General features: G+C 71.9%; 19 protein-coding genes. 9 read left to right on the top strand and 10 right to left on the bottom strand.

Annotated features, from left to right (window positions below):
• Positions 1 to 312 precede the first annotated feature (312 nt).
• Positions 313 to 1,830: an aldehyde dehydrogenase gene (gene adh, locus ABZ374_RS13485; protein WP_360310294.1), complete on the top strand. Its 1,518-nt coding sequence runs from the start codon at positions 313 to 315 to the stop codon at positions 1,828 to 1,830.
• Complete coding sequence (locus tag ABZ374_RS13480; RefSeq protein WP_360310292.1) at positions 1,830 to 2,261, top strand: DUF779 domain-containing protein; 432 nt, start codon at positions 1,830 to 1,832, stop codon at positions 2,259 to 2,261. Before adh ends, ABZ374_RS13480 begins: the two co-directional genes overlap by 1 nt.
• A gap of 60 nt (positions 2,262 to 2,321) precedes the next feature.
• On the opposite strand, the gene ABZ374_RS13475 is transcribed toward ABZ374_RS13480, so the two are convergent.
• Entirely contained in the window at positions 2,322 to 3,611 is a 1,290-nt protein-coding gene (locus tag ABZ374_RS13475; RefSeq protein ID WP_360310290.1) for a prenyltransferase/squalene oxidase repeat-containing protein, read from the bottom strand.
• 156 nt (positions 3,612 to 3,767) lie between these two features.
• Positions 3,768 to 4,808: an MBL fold metallo-hydrolase gene (locus ABZ374_RS13470; RefSeq protein WP_360310288.1), complete on the bottom strand. Its 1,041-nt coding sequence runs from the start codon at positions 4,806 to 4,808 to the stop codon at positions 3,768 to 3,770.
• A 311-nt stretch (positions 4,809 to 5,119) separates the two neighbouring features.
• Here ABZ374_RS13470 and ABZ374_RS13465 point away from each other — a divergent pair, with 311 nt between their 5' ends.
• Entirely contained in the window at positions 5,120 to 6,583 is a 1,464-nt protein-coding gene (locus ABZ374_RS13465; protein WP_360310286.1) for an aldehyde dehydrogenase, read from the top strand.
• Positions 6,584 to 6,664: 81 nt separating this feature from the next.
• Entirely contained in the window at positions 6,665 to 6,895 is a 231-nt protein-coding gene (locus ABZ374_RS13460) for a ferredoxin (RefSeq protein ID WP_360310285.1), read from the top strand.
• A 54-nt stretch (positions 6,896 to 6,949) separates the two neighbouring features.
• On the opposite strand, the gene ABZ374_RS13455 is transcribed toward ABZ374_RS13460, so the two are convergent.
• Positions 6,950 to 7,555, bottom strand: a complete 606-nt coding sequence (locus ABZ374_RS13455; RefSeq protein WP_360310283.1) for a TetR family transcriptional regulator — start codon at positions 7,553 to 7,555, stop codon at positions 6,950 to 6,952.
• Between the two features lie 197 nt (positions 7,556 to 7,752).
• On the opposite strand from ABZ374_RS13455, the gene ABZ374_RS13450 reads away from it, so the two are divergent.
• The 4 genes from ABZ374_RS13450 to ABZ374_RS13435 all read left to right on the top strand — a co-directional run bounded on the left by ABZ374_RS13450 (position 7,753) and on the right by ABZ374_RS13435 (position 13,421).
• A complete protein-coding gene (locus ABZ374_RS13450) occupies positions 7,753 to 9,168 on the top strand; it encodes a glycosyltransferase family 4 protein (protein WP_360310482.1) in 1,416 nt (471 codons plus the stop codon).
• 65 nt (positions 9,169 to 9,233) lie between these two features.
• On the top strand, positions 9,234 to 10,001 hold the full coding sequence (locus tag ABZ374_RS13445) for a class I SAM-dependent methyltransferase (RefSeq protein WP_360310281.1): 768 nt from the start codon (positions 9,234 to 9,236) through the stop codon (positions 9,999 to 10,001).
• Complete coding sequence (locus ABZ374_RS13440) at positions 9,998 to 11,131, top strand: prenyltransferase (protein ID WP_360310279.1); 1,134 nt, start codon at positions 9,998 to 10,000, stop codon at positions 11,129 to 11,131. Before ABZ374_RS13445 ends, ABZ374_RS13440 begins: the two co-directional genes overlap by 4 nt.
• Before the next feature lie 481 nt (positions 11,132 to 11,612).
• Entirely contained in the window at positions 11,613 to 13,421 is a 1,809-nt protein-coding gene (locus ABZ374_RS13435; protein ID WP_360310277.1) for a serine/threonine-protein kinase, read from the top strand.
• 82 nt (positions 13,422 to 13,503) lie between these two features.
• Here ABZ374_RS13435 and ABZ374_RS13430 read toward each other — a convergent pair whose 3' ends face one another.
• The 7 genes from ABZ374_RS13430 to ABZ374_RS13400 form a co-directional block, all read right to left on the bottom strand.
• A complete protein-coding gene (locus ABZ374_RS13430) occupies positions 13,504 to 14,517 on the bottom strand; it encodes an LLM class F420-dependent oxidoreductase (protein ID WP_360310275.1) in 1,014 nt (337 codons plus the stop codon).
• Positions 14,518 to 14,709: 192 nt separating this feature from the next.
• The gene (locus ABZ374_RS13425) at positions 14,710 to 15,594 is read right to left on the bottom strand and encodes a hypothetical protein (protein ID WP_360310273.1); all 885 of its coding nucleotides are present in this window, start codon (positions 15,592 to 15,594) and stop codon (positions 14,710 to 14,712) included.
• Between the two features lie 180 nt (positions 15,595 to 15,774).
• The gene (locus tag ABZ374_RS13420; RefSeq protein ID WP_360310271.1) at positions 15,775 to 16,779 is read right to left on the bottom strand and encodes a hypothetical protein; all 1,005 of its coding nucleotides are present in this window, start codon (positions 16,777 to 16,779) and stop codon (positions 15,775 to 15,777) included.
• Between the two features lie 111 nt (positions 16,780 to 16,890).
• Positions 16,891 to 17,883: a hypothetical protein gene (locus ABZ374_RS13415; protein WP_360310269.1), complete on the bottom strand. Its 993-nt coding sequence runs from the start codon at positions 17,881 to 17,883 to the stop codon at positions 16,891 to 16,893.
• A 238-nt stretch (positions 17,884 to 18,121) separates the two neighbouring features.
• Positions 18,122 to 19,237, bottom strand: a complete 1,116-nt coding sequence (locus tag ABZ374_RS13410; protein WP_360310267.1) for an N-acetylmuramoyl-L-alanine amidase — start codon at positions 19,235 to 19,237, stop codon at positions 18,122 to 18,124.
• Positions 19,227 to 20,489 carry a hypothetical protein gene (locus ABZ374_RS13405; RefSeq protein ID WP_360310265.1) on the bottom strand — a complete coding sequence of 421 codons (1,263 nt, stop codon included), beginning with the start codon at positions 20,487 to 20,489 and terminating at the stop codon, positions 19,227 to 19,229. Before ABZ374_RS13405 ends, ABZ374_RS13410 begins: the two co-directional genes overlap by 11 nt.
• A gap of 214 nt (positions 20,490 to 20,703) precedes the next feature.
• Positions 20,704 to 21,342: a class I SAM-dependent methyltransferase gene (locus tag ABZ374_RS13400; RefSeq protein WP_360310263.1), complete on the bottom strand. Its 639-nt coding sequence runs from the start codon at positions 21,340 to 21,342 to the stop codon at positions 20,704 to 20,706.
• A 206-nt stretch (positions 21,343 to 21,548) separates the two neighbouring features.
• Between ABZ374_RS13400 and ABZ374_RS13395 the strand changes: the two genes are divergently transcribed.
• Positions 21,549 to 23,753, top strand: coding sequence for an acyl-CoA dehydrogenase (locus tag ABZ374_RS13395; protein WP_360310261.1), 2,205 nt, complete (start codon positions 21,549 to 21,551; stop codon positions 23,751 to 23,753).
• Positions 23,754 to 23,797: the final 44 nt, after the last annotated feature.

Here is a 23,797-nt window from a genome sequence, read left to right as displayed (position 1 = left end):
ACCACTTTCTCCGGCGTACGTGAGCACTCATGTACGGCCCTTCGGGGCACGGGTGGACCACGGTCGGTGGTCCACGGTGAGAACACGACGACGAGTACAATGGCATATGTCACACGTGACATCCAGATGAATGCGCGTTGAATCGGCGACCGACCACTGCGCCGGAAGCGGGTATTCCCCCGGCGAACCCGTGACCGCCGGCTCCCGAGCGACTAGCGTCGGCCGCAGGCGCCCCGAGCCGCGGCACGGCCCGGGTGAATGCCGCTGATGGTCCGTCATGCCCACTGCACGGCAACGGAAGCGGAGGCTCGCGTGGTCTACAGTCAGCCCGGCCAACCGGACAGCATCGTCACCTTCGAACCCCGGTACGACAACTACATCGGGGGCAAGTGGGTGCCGCCCGTGCAGGGCCGGTACTTCGACGACATCACCCCCGTGACCGGACAGCCGTTCTGCGAGGTGGCCCGCTCCACCGCCGAGGACGTCGAACTCGCGCTGGACGCCGCACACGCCGCCGCCGACGCGTGGGGACGGACCAGCGTCACCGAGCGGTCGCTGATCCTGCTGCGGATCGCCGATCGCATCGAGCAGAACCTCGAACGCCTCGCGGTCACCGAGTCGTGGGAGAACGGCAAGCCGGTCCGCGAGACATTGGCCGCCGATCTGCCGCTGGCGATAGACCACTTCCGCTACTTCGCCGGGGTGATCCGGGCCCAGGAGGGCTCCATCTCGCAGCTCGACGAGGACACCGTCGCGTACCACTTCCACGAGCCGCTCGGCGTGGTGGCGCAGATCATCCCGTGGAACTTCCCGCTGCTGATGGCCACGTGGAAGCTCGCACCGGCGCTCGCGGCCGGGAACTGCGTGGTGCTCAAGCCCGCCGAGCAGACCCCGGTGAGCATCCTGGTGCTGATCGAACTGATCGCCGACCTGCTGCCGCCCGGCGTGCTCAACGTGATCAACGGCTTCGGCTTCGAGGCCGGCAAGCCGCTCGCGAGCAGCAACCGGGTGGCCAAGGTCGCCTTCACCGGCGAGACCACCACCGGTCGGCTCATCCTGCAGTACGCCTCGCAGAACATCATCCCGGTGACCGTCGAACTCGGCGGCAAGAGCCCGAACATCTTCTTCGCCGACGTGGCCGACCAGGACGACGACTTCTTCGACAAGGCGATCGAGGGATTCGTGATGTTCGCGCTCAACCAGGGCGAGGTCTGTACCTGTCCGTCCCGGGCGCTGATCCACGAGTCGATCTACGACCGGTTCATCGAGCGCGCGTTGGCGCGCACCCGGGCGATCGTGCAGGGCAACCCGCTCGATCCGGCGACCATGGTCGGCGCGCAGGCGTCCAACGACCAGTTGGAGAAGATCCTCTCCTACCTCGACATCGGCCGGCAGGAGGGCGCCGAGATCCTGACCGGCGGCGCGCGCAAGGTGGTCGAGGGCTTCGAGGACGGCTACTACGTCGAGCCGACCATCTTCAAGGGCAGCAACGACATGCGGATCTTCCAGGAGGAGATCTTCGGCCCGGTGGTCTCGGTGACCACCTTCCGCGACGACGCCGAGGCGCTGCGGATCGCCAACGACACGCTGTACGGCCTGGGCGCGGGCGTGTGGACCCGGGACGCGACGCGGGCCTACCGGTTCGGCCGGGAGATCAAGGCCGGCCGGGTGTGGACCAACTGCTACCACGCCTACCCCGCACACGCGGCGTTCGGCGGATACAAGGCGTCCGGCATGGGTCGGGAGAACCACCGGATGATGCTCGGCCACTACCAGAACACCAAGAACATGCTGGTCAGTTACTCGGCGAAGAAGCTCGGATTCTTCTGATGGACGAACCGGTGCGGACGCCGAGCGGGCCCGAGGGGTGGGCCGGCTCGGTGGAGAAGGTCGCGATCACCGCGGCCGCCGCCGACCTGGTGGCCGAACTCGCGGCCGAACACGGGCCGTTGTTGTTCCACCAGTCGGGCGGATGTTGCGACGGGTCGTCGCCGATGTGCTACCCGCGCGGGGAGTTCCTGGTCGGCGACGCCGACGTGTTGCTGGGCTGGGTCGCGGAGCAGCCGTTCTACATGTCCGCGGCGCAGTACGAGTACTGGCGGCACACCCACCTGACCGTGGACGTGGTGCCCGGGCGGGGCGGCGGATTCTCGGTCGAGGCGCCCACCGGCAGGCGATTCCTGATCCGCTCCCGGGTGTTCACCGACGACGAGGCACGCCGACTGGAGACGCACGAGGTGACGCCGGGCCGCAGGCACTGAGCGGACCCGGACACCGGAACGGGGGCGGCCCGGCCGGGCCGCCCCCGTTCCGGCAGGCGCTCAGTCCTCGCGGCGACCCCGCCGCATGCCCAGGATCAAGGTGGCGGCCAGCAGCACCGCGATCACCGCGCCCACCGTGTCCCGTAGCGTGTGGTCCTCCGGGCCGTCGATCAGATTGCTCTGATTGGTCATGTCCGCGGTCGGCGTCGCGGCCGGGCCGGTGGCCGCGAGCAGGTTCGGCAGATCCAGGCCGCCGAACGTGGTCACCGTGCGGTTCGTCGCCACGGCCGCCAGGATCAGCGACGCGAGCCGGACCGGGTCGTTGCCCGCCATCGTCTTGGCGCCGGCGGCCAGCCAGTCGGCCGCCGCGCCCGCCTCGGCCGGGTGCCCGGTCGCCGACAGCGCCTGCACCGCGGCCACCGTGGCATCGAAGTCGGTCGGCCCACCGATGTGGTTGCCGCCCGCCTTCAGCTTGGCGATCAGCCACGCCGCGCCGCCCTGCGCCGCCGCCTGCCGGTTCGGCTCGGCGCCGGGGCACACCAGCGGCGTGATCGCGATCGAGGGTGCGGGGACCGCCGGTTGGGTCCCGTAGCCGAGCGCGAGCACCGAGCGGCCACTCAGCAGCGGGTCGACCGGTGCCCCCGGGCCCGCCGCGAACGCGCCCCGGTCCGGCTCCGGCGCGGTGCAGCCCAACTGGGCGGCCCTGAGCGCGTCGGTCGGCGTGCGGCCCTGCGGCGACTTGAGCAACTCCGGCGAGCGGCCGGCGGTGACGATCGCGCTGATCGCCGCCGCCGTCGCGGTCGGATCGCCGATCGCGTTCGGACCGGGGACGGCCGCGAACGAGCCGTCCGGGAGTTGCTTGGACCGGAGCCAGTCGCCCCCTCGGGCGACCCGCGTGTCGTACGTACGCAGCGCGCGCAACGCCTCCATCGCGGTCGCCGTGGCGACGGTGTCCTCCCGATCGGCGTCGCACGGCGCGGCCGGATCGGCGCGGTAGGCGGTGAAGCCGCCGTCCGCGCACTGCTGTCCGAGCAGCCACTCGATCGCGGTCGGGGCCGGCGTGCTGTCGGTCGAGGCCAGCGCCAGGATCGCCAGCGACTGCCGGTAGACCCCGTCCGCGCTCGGATCGCTCTTCCCGTACAGCGCGGGCGGCACGGGGCCGGACTGCGCCTTGCGGGCCGGAACGGGCGAGAGCGCCACTATCGGCCGGACGGTGGACCCGGAGACGGTCGTGGGCGGCGCCGAGGCGCCCATGCCCGCCCCGAGCGCACCGCCGGGCGGCGGCGGCGTCGGCGCGGCGCCGGCCACACCCCCCGTCCAGACCGAGCACAACAGTGCCGTCGTGAGCACGGAGGCCGCCGCGGCGCGCCCGCGACGTCGGGGGGAGGGCATGCATGGCCTTTCGCTGAACGCTGTGCGGATCGCACCGCGCCCCACGGATCGCACCGCGGGGCGACTGTCGAGAGTCCTCGCCACCCTACCCGGGCGTCCCGCGGGCCCCGAGCGTCACACGGCCGTATAGCGCACGGGGTCGGCACCGGACTCGGCCGTCGCCCGCCCGCGCTTGACCAGGTGACGCAGGTGCGCGGCGGCCTCGCTGAGGGCCAGTTGCCGATTCTGCGCGCCCAACCGCGCCCACGGCCGGTTCCAGTCCATGCCCTCGGCGATCTGCCACAGGGTCAGCGACGCCGCGCGCAGCCGGGTGTGCAGTGCCGCGAGCCGCACCTCGTGCAACGCGGCCACCTCCGCCGCCCGGCCCGCGGCGTCCGCGAAGGCGTGTTCGTGCGCGGGCAGCACGCCGGTGATCGGCAACCGCGCGACACGTGTCAGCGAGGCCAGGAAGTCGCCCAGCGGGTCGGCCTCCTCGGCATCGTCGTAGAGTCCGATGTGCGGCGTGATCGAGGGCAGCAGGTGGTCGCCGGAGAGCAACCGCCCGTCGCCGCCCTCCAGGTGCAGGCAGACGTGGCCGGGCGTGTGGCCGGGCGTCCACACCGTGCGCACCGTGCGGCCGGGCACGGGCGCGAGCTCGCCGTGCACCAACTCGCGGTCCGGCACCGCGTAGTGCAGGCGCGGGCGGTTGCCGGCCGCGGCGGTGCGCAGGCCGGTGAGCGCGTCCAGGGCCTCCTGCGGTGCGCCCGCGAGGGTGAGCACCTCCAGGTGGTGCCGCAGCCACGCGGCGCGCGGCGCGCTGTTGATCTGCTCGACCTGCTCGGCGTCCGCCGCGTGCAGCGCGACCCAGGCGCCGGAGACCTCGCGCACCTTCTCGGACAACCCGTGGTGGTCGGGGTGCGCGTGGGTGACCAGGACGCCGTGCACGTCCTCGATCGAGGTGCCGACCTCGACCAGGCCGTCGACCAGGGCCCGGTAGGAGACCGGGTCGTCCCAGCCCGAGTCGACCAGGACCGGTCCCGCGTCGGTTTCCAGCACATAGACGAGCGTGCAACCGAGCGGATTGTTCGGGATCGGAACCGGGACGGTCCACACTCCGTTGCCCAGATCGGCGACACGGGGAGCGGGTGGGATGGGGCGGTCGGGCGCGGTGGTCACGGGCGGCCTCCTTCTCGACGGTTCTCGAAGTGGCGCCAGCCGAAGGCCGGATGCCCGCCCGGCTTCGTTGATCACCATAGAACACGTTCTCTCATACACCACCGCACGGGTGACTTGAGGGGTCGTCAGATCGAGATCCGACACGTACGATCCTTACCTGTCAGCCGATGAGACTCCAGTCTCATTCGAGCCCCGAATGCGTTGTTCCCTCATCGGCAAACTGATATCTGTTCTAGTCAGAGTTCTGCTCATAGCCCGCAAGCCCCTGTATCGCGCAGCGTGTGTGCACGCCCGCACCGAGGAGGACCGTGATGACGGATATCGTGGAGCACAGCCAACTGGTCATCGGCGGCAAGCTGGTGGACCCGATTGGCAAGGACACGATCGAGGTCGTCTCGCCCCACACCGAAGAGGTCATCGCGCGTGTTCCGCACGCCTCGACCGCGGACGTGGACGCCGCGGTGGCCGCCGCGCGCAAGGCGTTCGAAGAGGGCCCGTGGCCGCGGATGTCGTTGGACGAGCGGATCACCATCCTGGAGAAGATCCGCGACGGCTTCATGACGCGTTCGCAGGAGATCGCCGAGGTGGTCGGCTCGCAGAACGGTTCGCCGGTCGGCTGGGGCCTGTTCGCGCAGGCCATCGGCGCCGGGATGATCTACGACACGGTGGCCAAGATCGCCCGCGACTACCAGTGGGAGGAGAAGCGGGCCGGCCTGCTCAACCCGCTGCTGATCCGCCGCGAGCCGGTCGGCGTGGTGGCCGCCGTGGTGCCGTGGAACGTCCCGCAGTTCGTCACCGCCGCCAAGTTGGCGCCGGCGATCGCGGCCGGCTGCACGATCGTGCTCAAGCCGTCCCCGGAGACCCCGCTCGACTCGTACATCCTGGCCGAGATCTGCCGGGAGGCCGGCCTCCCGGACGGCGTGCTGAGCATCGTCGCCGCCGACCGCGAGGTCAGCGAGTACCTGGTCGGCCACCCCGGCATCGACAAGGTCGCGTTCACCGGCTCGGTCGGCGCGGGCAAGCGCATCATGGAGGTCGCCGCGCGCAACCTCACCCGGGTCACCCTGGAACTGGGCGGCAAGTCGGCGGCGATCATCCTGCCGGACGCCGACCTGGAGCACACCGCCACGACGCTGCTGCCCAACTCGTACATGAACAACGGCCAGGCGTGCGTCGCGCAGACCCGCATCCTGGCGCCGCGCAGCCGCTACGACGAGATCGCCGAGCGCTTCACCGCGTGGGTCGGCGAGCTCAAGGTCGGCGACCCGATGGCGGCCGACACCCAGGTCGGCCCGCTGGTGGCCAAGCGGCAGCAGCAGCGTTCGTTCGACTACATCCGGATCGCCCAGGAGGAGGGCGCCAAGCTGCTCGCCGGCGGCGGTCGGCCCGAGGCGCTGGAGAAGGGCTGGTACGTCGAGCCCACGCTGTTCGGCGACGTGGACAACGCGATGCGGATCGCCCAGGAGGAGGTCTTCGGCCCGGTCGTCGCGCTGATCGCCTACGACGACGAGGAGCACGCGATCGCGCTGGCCAACGACTCGGACTTCGGGCTGTCCGGCAGCGTGTGGACCAACGACACCGAGAAGGGCATCGACGTCGCCCGCCGGATCCGTACCGGCACCTACTCGGTGAACACGTTCGGCCTGGACTTTTTCGGCCCGTTCGGCGGCTTCAAGAACTCCGGCATCGGCCGCGAGTTCGGCATCGAGGGCCTGGGCGCGTACACCGAGGCCAAGTCGATCGCGTTGCCCGCGGGCTACGACGCGCAGATCTGACCGTCGCCGCCGGCCCGCCCAAGCACGGGTGGGCCGGCGGTTCCAGGCCCCGCGAGGCCGAGCCAAGAAGAGGTGTTCCTGATGGGTGATCGCTGGCGCGTCGAGGTCGACAGAGGCGTCTGTATCGGTTCGGGCATGTGCATCGGCAGCGCCCCGACCGATTTCAAGCTGGACGCGGGTCGGCAGTCGCATCCCAGGGTCGAGGAGATGGACGCCTCGGACGCGATCCTGGAGGCGGCCGAGAGCTGCCCGGTCGAGGCGATCTCGATCATCGAGGTGGGCTCGGGCAAGGTCGTTTTTCCGCCGGACTAGGCGAGGCGGCTGCGACGCCGGGGCGGGTCGGAGCGGCCCGCCCCCGGCGTGGGCTCAGTCCTCCGGGATCAGCCGGCAGACCGTTTCGATGTCGGTACGGACCTGGGCGATCGAGGCGCGGCCGTTCAGCCACGCGATCAACGACGAGTGCCACGTGTGGGTGATCACCCGGATCACCGCGAGGTCCTCGGCGGTCGGCTCGGCCGCCGGCTCGTCGCCGCTGATCGCCTCCAGGATCATCGTGGTGGTCTCCCGGCTGACGGTGTCCACCTCCGCGCCCACCGAGCGGTCCGCGAACTGGAGCGCGCGCATCATCGCCTCGGTCAGGTGCGGCTCGCGCTGCATGCCCTTGAACGCGCGCAGCAGGGTGTCCACCACCCGCTCGCGCGAGTTCGCGCTGCGCGGCGGTCGTCGGCGAAGCTGGGCGTGCAGCTGGTCGAGCTGGTCGTACATGGTCGCCACGAGCAGGTGCACCTTGGACGGGAAGTACCGGTACAGCGTGCCCAGCGCGACCTCGGACAGCTCGGCGACCTCGCGCATCTGGACCGATTCGTAGCCGCCACGGGCGGCAAGCTGGGTGGTCGCCCGCAGGATCCGCCGGCGGCGCGCCTCCTGCCGCTCGGTGAGCGGCGCCCGGTCGGCCTTCGTATACGTCGTCATGTCAGCCTCTCGGTGCGCGGCGGTTCGCCGGCCGGTGTGTTACGGGTCACGCGGTGCCCGTCGCGGTGGGTACCCGGCGGTATCTTGGCTGGTCTCCGACGAGCAGTTACTGAAACTTGTTCTAGATTACGCGACTACTATGCTCCGACGAGGGCAGCGATAGGGGGCCATTCGTGATCCGGGAGACCGCAACCGCCGTGGACGCCCGGGTGGACCCGGCGCGGACCTCCCCGGAGCGACCCCTGCGAATCGCCCTGTTGGCGTATCGCGGCGATCCGTACTGCGGCGGACAGGGAGTCTACGTCCGCCACCTGTCCCGCGAACTCACCCGGCTCGGCCACGAGGTCGAGGTGATCTCCGGCCCGCCGTACGCGGTCGTGGACGAGGGCGTGAAGCTCACCACACTGCCCAGCCTGGACCTGTATCGCGACCCGGATCCGTTCCGGCTGCCCGGGTTGAAGGAATACCGCGACTGGATCGACGTCCTGGAGGTCGGCGGCATGCTGACCGCAGGCTTCCCCGAGCCGCTCACCTTCTCGCTGCGCGCGTGGCGGCACCTGGCGGCCCGGCGCGGCGAGTTCGACATCGTGCACGACAACCAGACGCTGGGCTACGGCCAACTCGCGCTGCCCCGACTCGGGTTCCCGCTGGTGACCACGATCCACCACCCGATCACGGTGGACCGCGCGCTGGAGATCGGCGAGGCCACCACGCTGCGGCGCAAGGCCACGCTGCACCGCTGGTACGGGTTCACCACCATGCAAAAGCGGGTGTCCGCGCGGCTGAGCGACGTGCTCACCGTGTCCGGCTCCTCCAAGGCGGAGATCGTCGACCACCTCGGCGTCTCGCCGAGCCGGGTCACCGTGGTCCCGGTGGGCGCCGACACCGATCGGTTCGCGCCGGACCCCGCGGTGGCCAAGGTGCCCGGCCGGATCGTCACCACCGCGAGCGCGGACGTCCCCCTCAAGGGCCTGATCCACCTGGTCGAGGCGCTCGCCAAGCTGCGCGCCGACCACGACCACGTCGAACTCGTGGTGGTCGGCCGTCCCAAGGGGGACGGGCCGGTGCTGCGTGCGATCGACCGGCTGGGCCTGACCTCGGCGATCCGGTTCGTGTCCGGACTCACCGACGACGAACTGGTCGACCTGATCCGCAGCGCCGAGGTCGCCTGCGTGCCCTCGCTCTACGAGGGCTTCTCGCTGCCCGCCGCCGAGGCGATGGCCTGCGGGACCGCGCTCGTGGCCAGCACCGGCGGCGCGATCCCCGAGGTCGCCGGCCCGGACGGGGAGACCTGCCTCGCGGTGCCGCCGGGCGACCCGGAGGCCCTGCGCGCCGCGCTCACCCGGTTGCTGGAGGACCCCGAACTGCGCGCCCGACTGGCCGAGGCGGGCCGGGCCCGGGTGCTGGAGCGGTTCACCTGGCGCAACACGGCAGTGCGTACCGTGGAGAGCTACCGGGCCGCACTCGCGGCCGGTCCCACCGCGCCGACCACGGCCGGCCCCGGTAGACGCGGGCTCACCGAACGGGCGAGCGATGTACTGCTCGGCCGCTCGCCGTTCGGCCGCCGGCTGCCGCCGCCCGCGTCGCACGGCGTCGGATCCGCAAACCGCTGACCACAGCCCATCCCCGCCGGCCGCCCCCGCAACCGGTTCGCGCAATACGAGACGGAGTCGCCGACTTGCTCACCGTGGATTTCTCCCGCTTTCCCCTGGCCCCGGGGGATCGGGTCCTGGACATGGGTTGTGGTGGCGGCCGGCATGCCTTCGAGGCGTACCGGCGCGGCGCCGACGTGGTCGCGCTCGATCAGAACGCGAAGGACATCGCCGAGGTGGACGCGATGTTCGCCTCGATGCTGGCCGCCGGTGAGGTTCCCGAGGGTGCGCGAGCCGAGGCGCTCGTCGGGGACGCGCTGGCGCTGCCGTTCCCGGACGACAGCTTCGACCGGGTGATCATCTCCGAGGTGCTGGAGCACATCCCGGACGACAAGGGCGTGTTGAACGAGCTGTTCCGGGTGCTCAAGCCGGGCGGCCTGGCCGCGATGACCGTGCCGCGCTACGGGCCGGAGAAGATCTGTTGGGCGCTGTCGGACGCCTACCACGAGGTCGAGGGCGGGCACATCCGGATCTACAAGGGCGACGAATTCGCGGCCCGGATCCGCGAGTCCGGGCTCCGGCCGTACGGGACCCACCACACGCACGCCCTGCACTCGCCGTACTGGTGGATCAAGTGCGCGGTGGGCGTGGACAACGACAAGGCGCTCCCGGTCCGGGCCTGGCACAAGCTCCTGGTGTGGGACATCATGAAGCGCCCGCTGGCCACCCGCCTCGCGGAGAAGGCGTTGGACCCGCTGATCGGCAAGAGCCTGGTGGTCTACGCGACCAAGCCCCGGCCGCACGGCGAGACCGAGGCCGGCGCGGACGGCGACCTCGCCGGGGCGAGCGCGTGAGCGTCGCGGGCCGCCGTCGCGGCTCCGAGCCCGCGCTCGAACTGCTGGCCCTGGAAGGCGTGTTGACGCTCGACCAGGTGGCCGTGACGATCGACGGGATCGCCGCCGTACAGCGACCGGACGGGTCGATCCCGTGGTTCGTCGGCGGACACCTGGACCCGTGGGACCACACCGAGGCCGCGATGGCGCTCGACGTGGCCGGCCGGCACGACGAGGCCGAGCGGGCGTATCGCTGGCTGGCGAGTCGGCAGGAGCGGGACGGCTCGTGGTACGCCGCGTACGTGGACGGCGTGGTGACCGATCGCAACAAGGAGGCCAACTTCACGGCCTACCTGGCGGTTGGCCTGTGGCACCACCATCTGCTCACCGGGAGCGAGGAGTTCCTGGTTCGGATGTGGCCGAAGCTGCGCGCGGCGATGGGCTTCATCCTCGATCTCCAGGCGCCCGGCGGGGAGATCCGCTGGAAGCGCGACGAACACGGCGTGCCGGTGCCGGACGCGTTGCTCACCGGGTCGGCGAGCATGTACCAGGCGCTGCGGTGTGCGCTGGCGATCGCCGAGCACCTCGGCGAGCCGCAGCCGGACTGGGAGTTGGCCGCGGGGCGGTTGGGCCATGCGGTGGTATCGCATCCCGAGCGGTTCCTGGACAAGAACCGATACTCGATGGACTGGTACTACCCGATCCTGGGCACCGCGCTGCGGGGGCCGGCGGCGGACGAACGGATCAAGGCCGGCTGGGACACCTTCGTGGTGCCGGAGCTGGGCGTGCGGTGTGTCTCCGACCGGCCCTGGGTCACCGGCGCGGAGAGCTGCGAACTGGCCATCGCGCTCTGGGCGTTGGGGGAGAGCGACCGGGCGGTGGAGATCGTCTCGTGGATCCAGCGGCTGCGGCACGAGGACGGGCTGTACTGGACCGGGTACGTGTTCGAGGACGATGCGATCTGGCCGGTGGAGCGGACCGCGTGGACGGCGGGCGCGATGATTTTGGCTACCGCCGTGTTGGGTGGGGAGCCGGCCACGACGGCGGTGTTCGGCGGGGCGGCTTCGGCGTTCGAGGGGGATTTCCTGCCGGTGGGGCTGGATCCGGCTCAGGTGCGGTGTGGGTCGGAGCTGTGTGTGGACGGGGTCTGAGCCGGGGGTCCTCAGGCGCCGGACGGGCTGGGGTTGTTTGGCTCGGGTGTGATGGCGCGGGTTTCGGGCTTGTCCTCAGGCGCCGGACGGGCTGGTTTTGCTTGGCTCGGGTGTGATGGCGCGGGTTGCAGGCTTGTCCTCAGGCGCCGGACGGGCTGGTTTTGCTTGGCTCGGGTGTGATGGCGCGGGTTGCAGGCTTGTCCTCAGGCGCCGGACGGGCTGGGGTTGTTTGGCTTGGGCGTGATGGGGCGGGTTTCGGGCTTGTCCTCAGGTGTCGGGCGGGCTGGTTTTGCTTGGCTTGGGGGTGTGTGGGGTGGTTTGCGGGCTTGTCCTTGAGTGGGGGCGGGCTGGGTTGCCGGCTTCGGGTGGGCTGTTCTTGCTTGGGTGACGAGTGGGGGCGGTGCGCTCGGTTGTTGGGGCAGGTCGTGGCGGCAATAGGGTTCGCGTGGGGGGCTGGGCGACTCGCGTGACGAGGGTGGGTATGGCGGCTGGGTTGGAGCCGGGGGATCGAATAGGTCCCTACACGGTGGTGGGATTGCTGGGCGCCGGCAGCCCCGGGTGGGTGTATCTGGCGCGAACCGCTGCCGGGCGGCCGATGGCCGTGCGGATGTTGTACGGCGAGCAGCAGGGCATCAAGCGGGCACAGAAGGTGCGCGGGCCCGGCGTGATCGAGGTGATCTCGGCCGGTGGCGCGACCCGCAATCCGTGGGTGGCCTCGGTGTACGTGCCCGCGCCGTCGCTCGGCGACCTGGTGATCTCGTGCGGACCGCTGCCGCCGGACGCGGTGCGGTGGCTCGCCGCCGGGATCGCCGAGGGGCTGGTGACGATTCATCAGGCGTCGCTGACGCACGGAGATCTGCGACCGGCGCAGATCGTGGTGGCCTCGGACGGGCCGAGGGTGACCGGATTCGGGATCGAGGGCGCGGGCAGTCCGCTCGCCGCGCCCGGCTACCTCGCGCCGGAGCAGGCCCGAGGCGAGGACCCGGGGCCGGCGTCCGATGTCTACGCGCTCGGCGCGCTGCTCTGCTTCGCGGCGACCGGGCGGCCCCCGCACTCCGGTACCGGCGAGGCGGCGATCCGACGCAGTGTGGCCACCGGCGAGCCGGAACTGGCCGATGTGCCGGAAGAGTTGATCGCGCTGATCCGCTCCTGTCTGGCCCGGGACCCGGCGGATCGGCCGACCCCGCGTGCGCTGCTCGACGAGGTGGCGCTGGATTCACCGGGTTCGGCGGATTCGGCGGATTCACCGGATTCGGCGGATCGTCGGGGGGCGTACGGCGCCGCCTCGTGGTTGCCGGGGTCCGCGTTGGAGCTGATCGACGCGTACCACCGGCGCGGGCGCCTGGTCGGTGACCCGCCGACCGTGCCGCTCGCCGATCGACTCGACGCCCAGGCGAAGGGCGGTTCCGCGCACGGGGGTTCGGTCGGTGACAAGGTCGGCCCGGTCAAGCCGGTCAAGCCGGTCGAGGCGAAACCGGCGGACGCGGGAGCGTCGACGAAGCCTGCTGCGGCGGAGCCGGCCGGGGCCTCGGCCGACGAGCCGGCGGTCGCCGAGACGATGCAACTGGCCCGGATCGTCGAGGCGATGGTGCCGCGCATCGACGACAGCGACGATCGGCCGGACACCTACGACCTGCCCGCCCCGCCCGAGCCGCACGAGGGTGGCGGGGCCGGCTGGTGGCTGGTCGCCGTGCTCGTGGTGATCGCCCTGGTGGGCGGCCTGTTCGGCGGTGTCGCCTACGAGCGTGGACGCGAGGACCGGGATCGGGGCAAGGCGGGTGCGGCCGATGCTCGTTCCTCCGGCGCGCCGACCGATCCGATCGCCGCGTTCGTGGCGAGCGCCCCGGTGGGCGCGTGTGTGGACTTCGCGAGCGACGGCACGCCGGGATGGCGACCCGCCGCGTTTCGCACCTTGCCCTGCGAGGACCCGGCGGCGCGGCAGCGGGTGTTGGCGCGTACCTCGGCCGGCGCCGGCACGACGGACTGTATGAGCACCGACGGGCGCAGTCGCTGGCCGACTACCCCCGGCGTGGTCGCGCTGTGCCTGGAGCGGGTCTTCCACCCGGGCGAGTGTGTGCCCGCGGAGACGCGCGACGGCCGGCAATGGGCCTTCCTGGCCTCGCTGGTCGCGTGCCAGGGCCCCCTCCCGCCGGATCGCCAGGGCCGCCTGCGGATCGACGAGGTGCACCCGCTGGCCGCCACGAACGCGACCAGTTGCCCGGGTCGTTCGCCGGTCTACTACCCGTTGCCGTCGCGCAATCAGGAACTGTGCATGGCGCCGTTGCCCTAGGCCCTGTCCGGGCCCCTGACCGGGGTGGGCGGTGGAGCGGCGGGGCCGGCGGGTGGATCGGCGGCCCGGCCGCTCCCGGTGCTCAGGTGGCGAGTTCGGCCAGGAGTTCGAGGGCCTCCAGGTTGCGGGTGGTGACGATCATGTCGGTGACGTGCGGGTCGGCGGCCCAGGTGGTGAAGCGCTCGCGGATTCGGGCCGCCGGGCCGACCAGCGCGATCTCGTCGACGAAGGCGCTCGGGACGGCGGCGATCGCCTCGTCCCGCTTGCCGGCCATGAACAACTCCTGGATCCGGTCCGCCTCGTCGGCGTAGCCGAACCGCCGCATCAGGTCGGCGTGGAAGTTCTTGTTTTTTGCGCCCATGCCGCCGACGTAGAAGCCCATCGCCGCCTTGATCGGGTACATCGCCTGTTCGACGTCGTCGCCGAGGGCCACCTGCACCATCGGCGCGATCCGGAAGCCGGCCGGCTTGTCGCGCAGGGCGTCCGCGTACACCTCGGGGCGGGTCGGCGCCCAGTGCAGGGGCAACCAGCCGTCCGCGATCTGCGTGGTCAGGTGCACGTTCTTCGGCCCCTCGGCGCCGAGGAAGATCGGCAGATCGGCCCGCAGCGGGTGGGTGATCGACTTGAGCGACTTGCCCAGTCCGCTGCCGTCCTCGCCGGTGTAGGGGTGGCGGGCGTAGCGGCCTTCGGCGACCACCGGTCCCTCCCGGCGCAACACCTGGCGGATCACGTCCACGTATTCGCGGGTGAAGGTCAGCGGGCTCTTCGGGAACGGCCGTCCGTACCAGCCCTCGACCACCTGCGGGCCGGAGAGCCCCAGGCCCAGGATCACCCGGCCGCCGGAGAGGTGGTCCAGAGTCAGCGCGTGCATCGCGGTCGCGGTGGGCGTGCGTGCGGTCATCTGGGTCACCGCCGTGCCCAGCTTGATGCGTGAGGTGTGGGCGGCGATCCAGGTCAGCGGCGTGAAGGCGTCCGAGCCCCAGGACTCGGCGGTCCACACCGCGTCGAACCCGAGTTGCTCGGCCTTTTGGGCCGACTCGACGAAGCCTGCGGACGGGCCTCGGCCCCAGTATCCGAACGTCAGACCCAGCCTCATGGCGTTACCTCCACGGAGTAGCACGGCGAATCGCCTCCGCAGACTAGAACACGTTTTACTTTCCTGGGAGGCCGCCTCCCCTCGGGCGCCCGCTCCGGGCATGCGACAGGGCGCCGTCCGATGTGGACGACGCCCTGTCGTATTGCCGAGTCGCGGTGTCTCGGTACTACCGGTTCCTCGGGAGCACCGGTGTCACGAGCGCTGGATGCCGATCGTGTTCTGGAGCACGCCGCGCACGTTGTCGACCTCGACCAGCAGGCCGTTGGGGTGCTCGGCCACCGCCAGGTACCAGACGCCCGTGTTCAGGACGCCCTTCTCCTGGTTGGTGTGCTCGTCCAGCATCGGACGCGAGTCCGGCACCGAGAACCAGAAGGGCTGGAAGGGTGCCTGGCCGCCGGGGGCGGGCTGCTGCATGCCGCCGGGGCCCTGCGGACCCTGCGGGCCGGGGCCGCCGAAGCCGGCCTGCGGACCCTGCGGCGCCGGGCCGCCGAAGCCGCCCTGCTGCGGGGCGCCGCCGTACGACTGCGGACCCTGGGGGCCCTGGGGACCCTGCGGGCCGCCGAAGGGCGCGCCGCCGTACTGCTGCTGCTGACCCTGCGGGCCGCCGTACTGACCCTGCGGGGCCGCCGCGGGGCCGGCCGCGCCGAGCAGCGGCGCCTGGAGGGCGGGCGCCACGGTGGTGGCGATCATCGTCGCGACGAGGACGATGACCAGCAGGATGAGGAAGATGCCACCGATCCCCATCTCGATGCCGAGGTCACTGTCCGCCTGCGCGATCGACCACAGCGCGGAGATCGGCGCCAGGATCGTGAGCGGCAACGCCCACTGACGTGCGGTCAGACCGAGGATCTGCTTGTCCTGGAGCTGCGGGAGCAGGCCACCGAGGATGAACAGGACGGCCGCGATGATCGGCGTGAGGACCACGGCGAAGAGGGTCGGCGCGAGGTGCGACGACCACGCGTTGACACCATCGGACGAACGCGTCGACTTGACGTAGTTCAGGAACGAGAAGATGAAGATGAGCACGGCGGCGACCCCGATGACCGCGTCGCCACGCGAAAGCTTTCTGACGTCCACTAATACTCCTCCCGAGGGGGATGGGCGCCGACAGCGTACGGGGGCGACCCATGTCGTGCCACCGACGTCGCCCCCGCGCGTCCTCGGTGCATTGGTCCGGGGACACTGTGCCAGACGAGGGAACGATCTGTGTCCCGGCCCCACACGACGCGCCGTATGGGGGCATTTTCTCGAAGATGTCTACTCGCCGCGCTGAACACCCGTCAGATCGGTCAACAGGCCCTGTAGGCCGTCGAGATCGATGACGACGCCGCCGTCTCGAACACCCACCGCGAGATACCAGACGCCCGGATGCAGGGTGGCCGGCGCGTCACCGGCGTGGTCCAGCGGGTGCAGCGGCCTCGGTTCGGGAACGGCCAGCCAGTACTGCTCGAACGTGCCCGGGTCGCCGGATTCAGGCTCGCGTTCGAGGGCGGCGGGCTCCGGGGAGTCGTCCTGCTTGAACAGCAGTACCGGCGGCTGGACCGCGGGCGGCTGCATCGGCTGTATCGGCGGTGTCTGCGGCGGGGGAGTGTTGCCCGACGGCCCGTAGACCGGCGGCGCGACGGGCGGCGGGATCGGGAAGCCACCGGTGCCGGGCGGGCCGGGCGGATACCCGCCGGGAGCGCCGGGGAAGCCGCCGCCGGGGTAGCCCTGCCAGTTGTTCTCGCGCGGGCGCACCAGCGGGACGTTCAGCCCGCCGATGCGATCCACGGTCAACAGCAACAGGGCCTGGAGTACGGCGAAGCCCGCCAACCCCCACGCACCCCAGCCGTGTCCGGCGTCCACGCTCGCCTGCGGGTCGCCGGCGCGGGCGACCTCCTGGGCGTAGCGCGCCAACTTCTCGTAGCCGCCGTCCGCGCCGAACACGGCCCACACCGCGCTCCACGCCGACGCGACGCCCAGCGCGACGCCCCATTGCCGAAGAGCCAGCCCACAGAACTGGATCTCGGTCGGCTGCGGCGATCCGGGCCGGAAGGTGTAGCGGCCGATCAGCAGCAGCACCAGCGAGATCGAGGACAGCAGCACGACCGCGGGCGCCAGCGGCGTGAAGTCGCCGATCCAGGCCGAGTAGTCGGTGGTTCCCCCGACGATCTGTTTGCCCTTGGCGGTCACCGTGTACCAGGGGAGAAACGAGAAGACCAGAACTCCGATCGCCGCCACGGCGACGATCAGATCACCTCGGGTGACGCCCTTGCGTGGCATCGTGCTCCTCCCTGACAGGGCTTTCGTACTGCTCGGAATTGCCGTGCGGCGGCCGGACCGTCGCCGGTGCCGGCGCGGTCGCCCGCGCCGGCACCGGCGGTTGACGTACCGTCATTCTCCGCGCTGGATGCCGGAGACGTTGCTCAGGACCCCTCGAACACCATCCACCTCGACCAGGACGCCGCCCGGGTGCGGGGCGACCGCGAGGTACCACTGGCCGGTCTGCAGTGTGGCCACCGGTTCCTTGGACAGCCCCTCGGCGGGCGCCAGCGTCCGGGCCTCCGGGACGGCGAACCAGAACTGGGCGAACTCCGGTGCGCTCGACCCGGTCGCGGCCGGAGCCGGCTGTCCGGGGACCGGCGCGACGCCGGTCCCGGTGCCGGCGGCGCCGGTGACGTCCGGCGGGGGCATGTGCGCCGGCACGCCCGCCATCGGCGCGCCCGCGCCCGCGCCCGTGCCGGTGCCCGGTGCCGGGTAGGCGGGCGCCGGGTAGGCGCCGGTGGCGTTCGGCAGCGGGTAGCCGGTGTTCGGGTCGACCGGGGCCGGGTAGCCGCCCGTGCCGTTCGGCGGGTAGCCCCACGGCTGCTGCGGGACCGGGCTGAACAGCGGCGCGGCCAGGCTGGGGATGCGATCCCCGATGAGCAGGAAGAGCGCCGCGATGAGCCCGGCCACCATCATCAACCAGGCGAAGACGGTGGGTCCGGCATCGACCGTGTCCGAACCCTTGACGATGTCGCCGATCACGCCGCCCGCCCCGAACGGGGCGAAGAAGCCGCTGATCGCGCCGGTCACGCCGAACGCGATCGCCCACTGGCGCGGGGCCAGGCCGAGCACCTGCCGGTCCGGCTGGGCCACGAAGCGGCCGATCACCAGGAGCAGTGCGGCCAGCAGCGGGACCAGCACCACGGCGGGCATCAGCGGATAGAAGTTGACGGTCCAGGCGTTCCAGCCCTGACTCCGGCTGCGCCCGCTGAACGGACCGTCGCTGTCTTCGCTGCTCAGGGATTCGCTGATTTCGTAGTATTTGAAGAACGAGAAGATGAAGATCAGGACGATCGCGAGAATGACGATCGCATCGCCCCTCGTGATCCCTTTCCGGTTCAACGTTTCTCCTTAACAGGTACGGAGGGGACGTGTGTCGGCGGCGCGGGGCGCGCCGGACGACATGCGGTGCGTGGACGGCTCGCGCCGGGCCCGATCGTGCGGTTCACGGCGGTCGTTGCCCGACCCGGAACCGTCCGGTGGTACATGGCGCGCGTGGGCGCCGCGAACCGGGGACCGTCAGCGGCGCGGGGGCGACGAGGACGGTCGGAAAGACCCTAGGGGACAGCCGACTCGGGGCTCACGTCCCCTTCAGCAGATAGGCCGTGATGCCAGTCGCGATCCCGGACGCGGCGCGTTCGCGCCAGTTCGCGTCGGTGAACTGCGCGGCGTCCGTGGCGTTGCGCATGTTGCCGCATTCGATGAACACCTTGGGTCGGGTGGACAGGTTCAACCCGCCGAGGTCGGTGCGGGTGACCAGACCGTCCTGGGTGCCCAGGTAGGTCGCGGGGCCGGTGCCGGTCGCCGCCCGGAAGGCGGCGGCCAGGTTGGTGCCCAGCGCGCGTGAGGAGGCCAGGATCGGGGTGGTGTCGACGTTCTTGTCCTTGACCGTGGCGGGCAGGATGACGTGGAAGCCGCGTCCGCCCGCCGGTCCGCCGTCCGCGTGGATGGACACGATCGCGTCCGCCGCGGCCGCGTTGCCGCGCGCGGCCCGCTCGTTCACGCACGGGCCCCACGCCTCGGTCTCCCAGGTGTAGAGCACCGTGGCGCCCTGGGCCTCCAGGAGGCGTTTGGCCCGGTGCGCCACGTCGAGGGTGAACTCGGCCTCGGTGTAGCCCTTGTCGGTCTCGGTGCCGGTGGTGTCGCACTCCTTGGTCAACCCGCCCGCGTACACCTGCTTGTTGATCTCGCGGGAATGCGCACCGTTGCCCGGGTTGTGGCCCGGGTCGATCATCACGACCCGCCCGGAGAGCGGCAGTCCGGCGGTTCCGGCGCGCGGTGCGGGTGGGCCGGCCGAGGTGGCGGGGGCGGCGGTCGTCGGTGCGGCGGACGGTTGTTGCCCACCCGCCGGGGTGGTCAGCGCCGGGACCGGTGCACCGCCGGCCGCCGCGGGATCGGGCCCGGAGCCCGGCACGGCGGAGGTCGTGCTGCCGCTCGCCGTCGGCCGGTCGGCGCTCGCGTGCCGGGCGTCGGAGCCGTCCGGCCAGGCCACCGCGATCGTGGTGATGCCGGTGGCGGCGAGCGCGAGCGCCAGTACGGTCAGGGTGACCCGCCGGCGCCGGCGCAACCGGTCGTGCGCGGCCTCCAGCCGGGCCTCGTGCGAGGCGGAGTGGCCGAAGAAGCCGTCCGCGGCGCGGGAGTGCGCGGCGTGCGGGTCGTCGGGACGGCCGCGGTCGTCGCGGCGGTCAGAGGTCAAGTTCACTCCTGGACGTGAGGCCGTACTGCGGCGCGACGGAGTTCCAGGTGTCGACGAAGGACTTCTTGGCGCCGGACGCCTCGGCGCTGATCGTGGCCCCGTCGTCGTACAACGAACGGGTGCCCGGACAGCCCGAGTCGGCGGCCGACTGCGCCCATGCGGCGAAGGCCCGGTCGGCGCGGGCCGAGGCGGTCCACGCGGTGCGCAACGTCGGCGCGGCGGCTTGCAGTTGGGGCACCCCGTCGAAGCGCATCGTGTCCAACTGGGCGACCAGTTGGTCGCGTTGGGTGGCGGCGTCGAGCAGGGCGGTGCGGGAGGCGGCCAGCGCCGAGCAGGAACCGACGTTGTTCACCGCGTCGATCACCGACTGCCGGGACGAACCGCTGCGGGAGAGCAGCGAGTCCAGCGCGGCGGCCTGCGTGCGGGCGTCCGGTGGCGCGCTGGTCGGCGGCTGCGTGGTCATCACCGGGTTCTGCGACGGGGGCGTGGCCGGAGGCAGCCCCTGCTGCCCGCCCGAGCCGCCGTCGGAGGGGATCGGCGAGCCGGGCGCGGACTGCCCGGGGCTCGTCGCGCCGTGCGCGGCCGGCGTCTTCTTGTCGTCCTCCCACGGTCGCAGTGCGAACAGCGTGCCCAGCGCGGCGACGAACACCACGGCGACCACGATGAACAGCAGCGTGCGTTCGAACGAGGGGCCGGGCGGGGCCGGGGACAGCGGGCCGGGCGGCGGCGGGGTGGCGCCGCGATACCAGTCCGGCGCGGGAGGCACGTCGCGCGCCGGGGGCATGCCGTAGCCGTGCACGGGCGTGTGCGCCGCGTCGGCGAAGGTGCCGCCCGGGGGCAGCGGCGAGGGGCCGCGCTCGTGCTGGAACCAGTCGGCGGGCGCCGGCTCGCCGGGCGGTTCGGTCGGCCGGGGCGCGGCCGGCGGGGCGGGAACCGGCCACGCGGGCGGCGGTGGGCCGGCGGGCAGGCCGCGGGCGGCCGGATTGTCCACCGTGTCCTGGTCCTGCGGCGGAGCAGGCGGACCGGGCTGCCCTCCCGGTCGGGGCGGGCCGGCGGCCGGCAGGTGTGCGGTCGGCTGGTGGTACGGGCGTGGCGGCACGTCCGGATTCACCGCGGTCGGGGCCGCGGTGACCCGGCGGCGCACCCAGCCGCCCACGCCGCCGTTGGCGGACCGGTCCCAGACGGTCTCGAACTGTTCGCCGTCCGCCGCAGGTTCACCGGGCCGGTCGTCGTGCTGGTGTCGATCGGACATCAAGATCCCCCCGCGTCCTTCCCCGGATCGGCATTGTCCCAGCAAACCGGACCCGCGCGGGACCGGATCCGATTGCTTTCGGGAATCGAATCAGGCTCGAATCGATCTTGACCGGATGTGCCGTCACATGGTCGACATGGCGACGTGGCCGCTCGGCGCTCGGCCGTCGTGCCGCCGGCCGTCGTGCCGCGCGGGCGTTCGGTCGTCGTACCGCTCAGATGCCGGGCGCGATGCGCCGCAACACCCGCAGCGACCCGTCGCCGGGCAGTTCCTCGAAGGCGCCGCAGGCCAGCGCGCGCAGGTAGACCCGGTACGGCGCCTGGCCACCGTCGGCCGGATCCGGGAACACGTCGTGGATCAGCAGCAGTCCGCCGACCGCCACGTGCGGCGCCCAGCCCTCGTAGTCGCCCTGCGCGTGCTCGTCGGTGTGCCCGCCGTCGATGAACACCAGGCCCACCGGGGTGTTCCACAGCGGCGCGACCACCCGGCTGTGGCCGACCAGGGCCACCACGTACGGCTCCAGGCCGCTCTTGTACAGCGTGCGCCGAAAGCGCGGCAGCGTGTCCATCACGCCGACCTCGGGGTCGACCAGGGTCGGGTCGTGGTACTCCCAGCCCGGCTGCTGCTCCTCGGAGCCGCGGTGGTGGTCGAGGGTGACCACCACGGTGCCGGCGTCGCGGGCGACCGCGGCGAGCAGGATCGTCGAGCGTCCGCAGTAGCTGCCCAGTTCGACCAGCGGGCCGACCTTGGCGGCCTCGGCCGCCGCCGCGTACAGCGCGTCGCCCTCGTTCGCGGGCATGAATCCGGTGGCGGCCTCGAACGCGGCCCGCACGGCGGGGTCGATGGTGCTCATCCTGGGGTTCTCCTTGATCGAGGCCGTGCGCGGCGCTCCGGGTCGGTGCGACCCCGGGGCGGCCATGCTGCCGCAGCCCGGGTCGCGGCACCGTGTCGGGGGCCACATTCGAGGCCCTCGACCCGACTTCGGTCTCCCGATTAATTGAAACGGGTTCTACTATCGCAAGTACTGGACCGAGTCACGGAAGTCATGGAAGGCGCGATATGGCCATCGGCATCACGGAGGAGCATCGCTCCCTGGCGGAATCGGTACGCGGATGGGTGCAACGTGTTGCACCCATCGGAGAGGTGCGCCGGGTGCTGGAGGCGGAGGCCGAGGAACGGCCCGGTCACTGGGCCGGCCTGGCCGAACAGGGCCTGCTCGGCATGCACGTCGCGGAGGAGTTCGGCGGCGCGGGCTACGGCCTGGTGGAGACCGCCGTCGCGCTGGAGCAGGCCGGCCAGGGCATGCTGCCCGGCCCGTTCCTGCCCACCGTGCTGGCCTCGGCGCTGATCCAGGCGGACGGCGGCGACGCGGCCAAGGAACTGCTGCCGGGCCTGGTGGACGGCACCCTGATCGGCGCGGTCGCCCCGAACCCGGGCACCGTGCTGGCCGCCGAGGAGGCGGGCGGCCTGCGGGTGAGCGGGGTGGCCACGCCGATCCTGGGCGGTGCGCTCGCCGACGTGCTGGTGCTGGCCGCGCGCCGGGCCGACGGCACGTCGGTCCACGTGGTCGTGGACGCCGCGGCCGTGAGCATCCGGGCGCTCAAGAGCGTGGACCCGACCCGGCGCAGCGCCGAGGTCACCGTGGACACCGTGGTCGCCCCCGGGCGGGTGCTCGGCGGTGTGGACGAGGACCTGGCCCGCGACCTGGCGGCCGTACTGCTGTCCGCCGAGGCCTGCGGGGTGGCCGAGTGGGCGCTCACCACGGCGACCGAATACGCCAAGGTGCGCGAGCAGTTCGGCCGCCCGATCGGGCAGTTCCAGGCGATCAAGCACCTGTGCGCGGACATGCTGGTGCGGGTCGAGCAGTCGCGAGCGGTCACCTGGGACGCGGCGCGCGCGATCGACGCGGGCTCGGACGCGCCTACCCGGTCGCTGACCGCGGCGATCGCGGCGACGTACGCGATCGAGGCGGCCTTCACCACCACCAAGGACTGCGTGCAGATCCTCGGCGGGATCGGCTTCACCTGGGAACACGACGCGCACATCTACCTGCGCCGGGGCCTGACCCTGCGGCAGTACGCCGGGCCCGCCGCGTTCTGGCGGCTGCGGGTGACCGAGCTGGCGAGCGCCGGGGCGCGCCGCGAGCTGGTCCTGGACCTGCCCGCGGAGGCGGAGAACCTGCGCGACACCGCGCGGGCGATCCTGACCGAGGTGGCCGGCGAGTCCGGCGCCGAGCAGCGTGCCCGGTTGGCCCCGCTGGGCTATGCCGCGCCGTACCTGCCCAAGCCGTACGGCATCGGCGCCGGGCCGGTCGAGCAACTGGTGATCCAGCAGGAGATGAAGGCGCTCGGCGTGCGGCTGCCGGACATCACCATGGGCAACTGGGTGATCCCGTCGCTGATCGCCTACGGCACCCCGGCCCAGCAGGAGCGGTTCGCGCCGCCGACGCTGCGCGGCGAGATCCAGTGGTGTCAGCTCTTCTCCGAGCCGGGCGCGGGCTCGGACCTGGCCGCGATCAGCACCCGGGCGACCCGGACCGAGGGCGGCTGGCTGATCAACGGCCAGAAGGTGTGGACCTCGCGGGCCCGCGAGTCGCAGTGGGGCATCCTGCTCGCACGCACCTCGCCGGACAAGCCCAAGCACGAGGGCCTGACCTACTTCATCGTGGACATGGCCGCGGCGGGTCTGGACATCCGGCCGCTCAAGGAGATCAGCGGCCTGGCGATGTTCAACGAGATCTTCCTCGAAGACCTCTTCGTGCCGGACGACATGGTGGTCGGCAAGGTCGACGAGGGCTGGCAGGTGGCCCGCAACACGCTCGGCAACGAGCGGGTGCACATGGGCGCGGGCAGCTCGTTCGGCGCGGGCATCGCGAATCTGGTCGCCTCGGTGAACGGGCCGGCGGGCGAGTTCGTGGACGGCGGCTTCCGGGAGCGGTTGGGCGCGCTGGTGGCCGAGGCGTCCTCGCTCGCGCTGATCGAACTGCGCACCACGCTGGCCCGGTTGTCGGGTCTGGAGCCGGGCGCCGGTGCCTCGGTGCGCAAGCTGGTCGGCACGCCGCACCAGCAGCGCGAGTCCGAGCTGTCCCTCGAACTGCTGGGCCCGCTGGGCGCGGTGGACGAGGGGGCGGGGCAAAAGGCCGCGTTCGGGTTCCTGATGAGCCGCTGCCTGACCATCGCCGGCGGCACCACGCAGGTCCAGCTCAATGTGGTCGGCGAACGCATCCTGGGGCTGCCGAGGGACCCGCAGCCCACCGAGAAGTAGTCCGTTTTCGTTCTCGTTCCTCTCGTCCTCGTTTCGCTCGTTCT

Origin of the sequence: Embleya sp. NPDC005971 (assembly GCF_040629175.1) — a bacterium.
Classification (GTDB): domain Bacteria; phylum Actinomycetota; class Actinomycetes; order Streptomycetales; family Streptomycetaceae; genus Embleya.
This window is presented reverse-complemented; position numbering and strand designations above follow the sequence as displayed.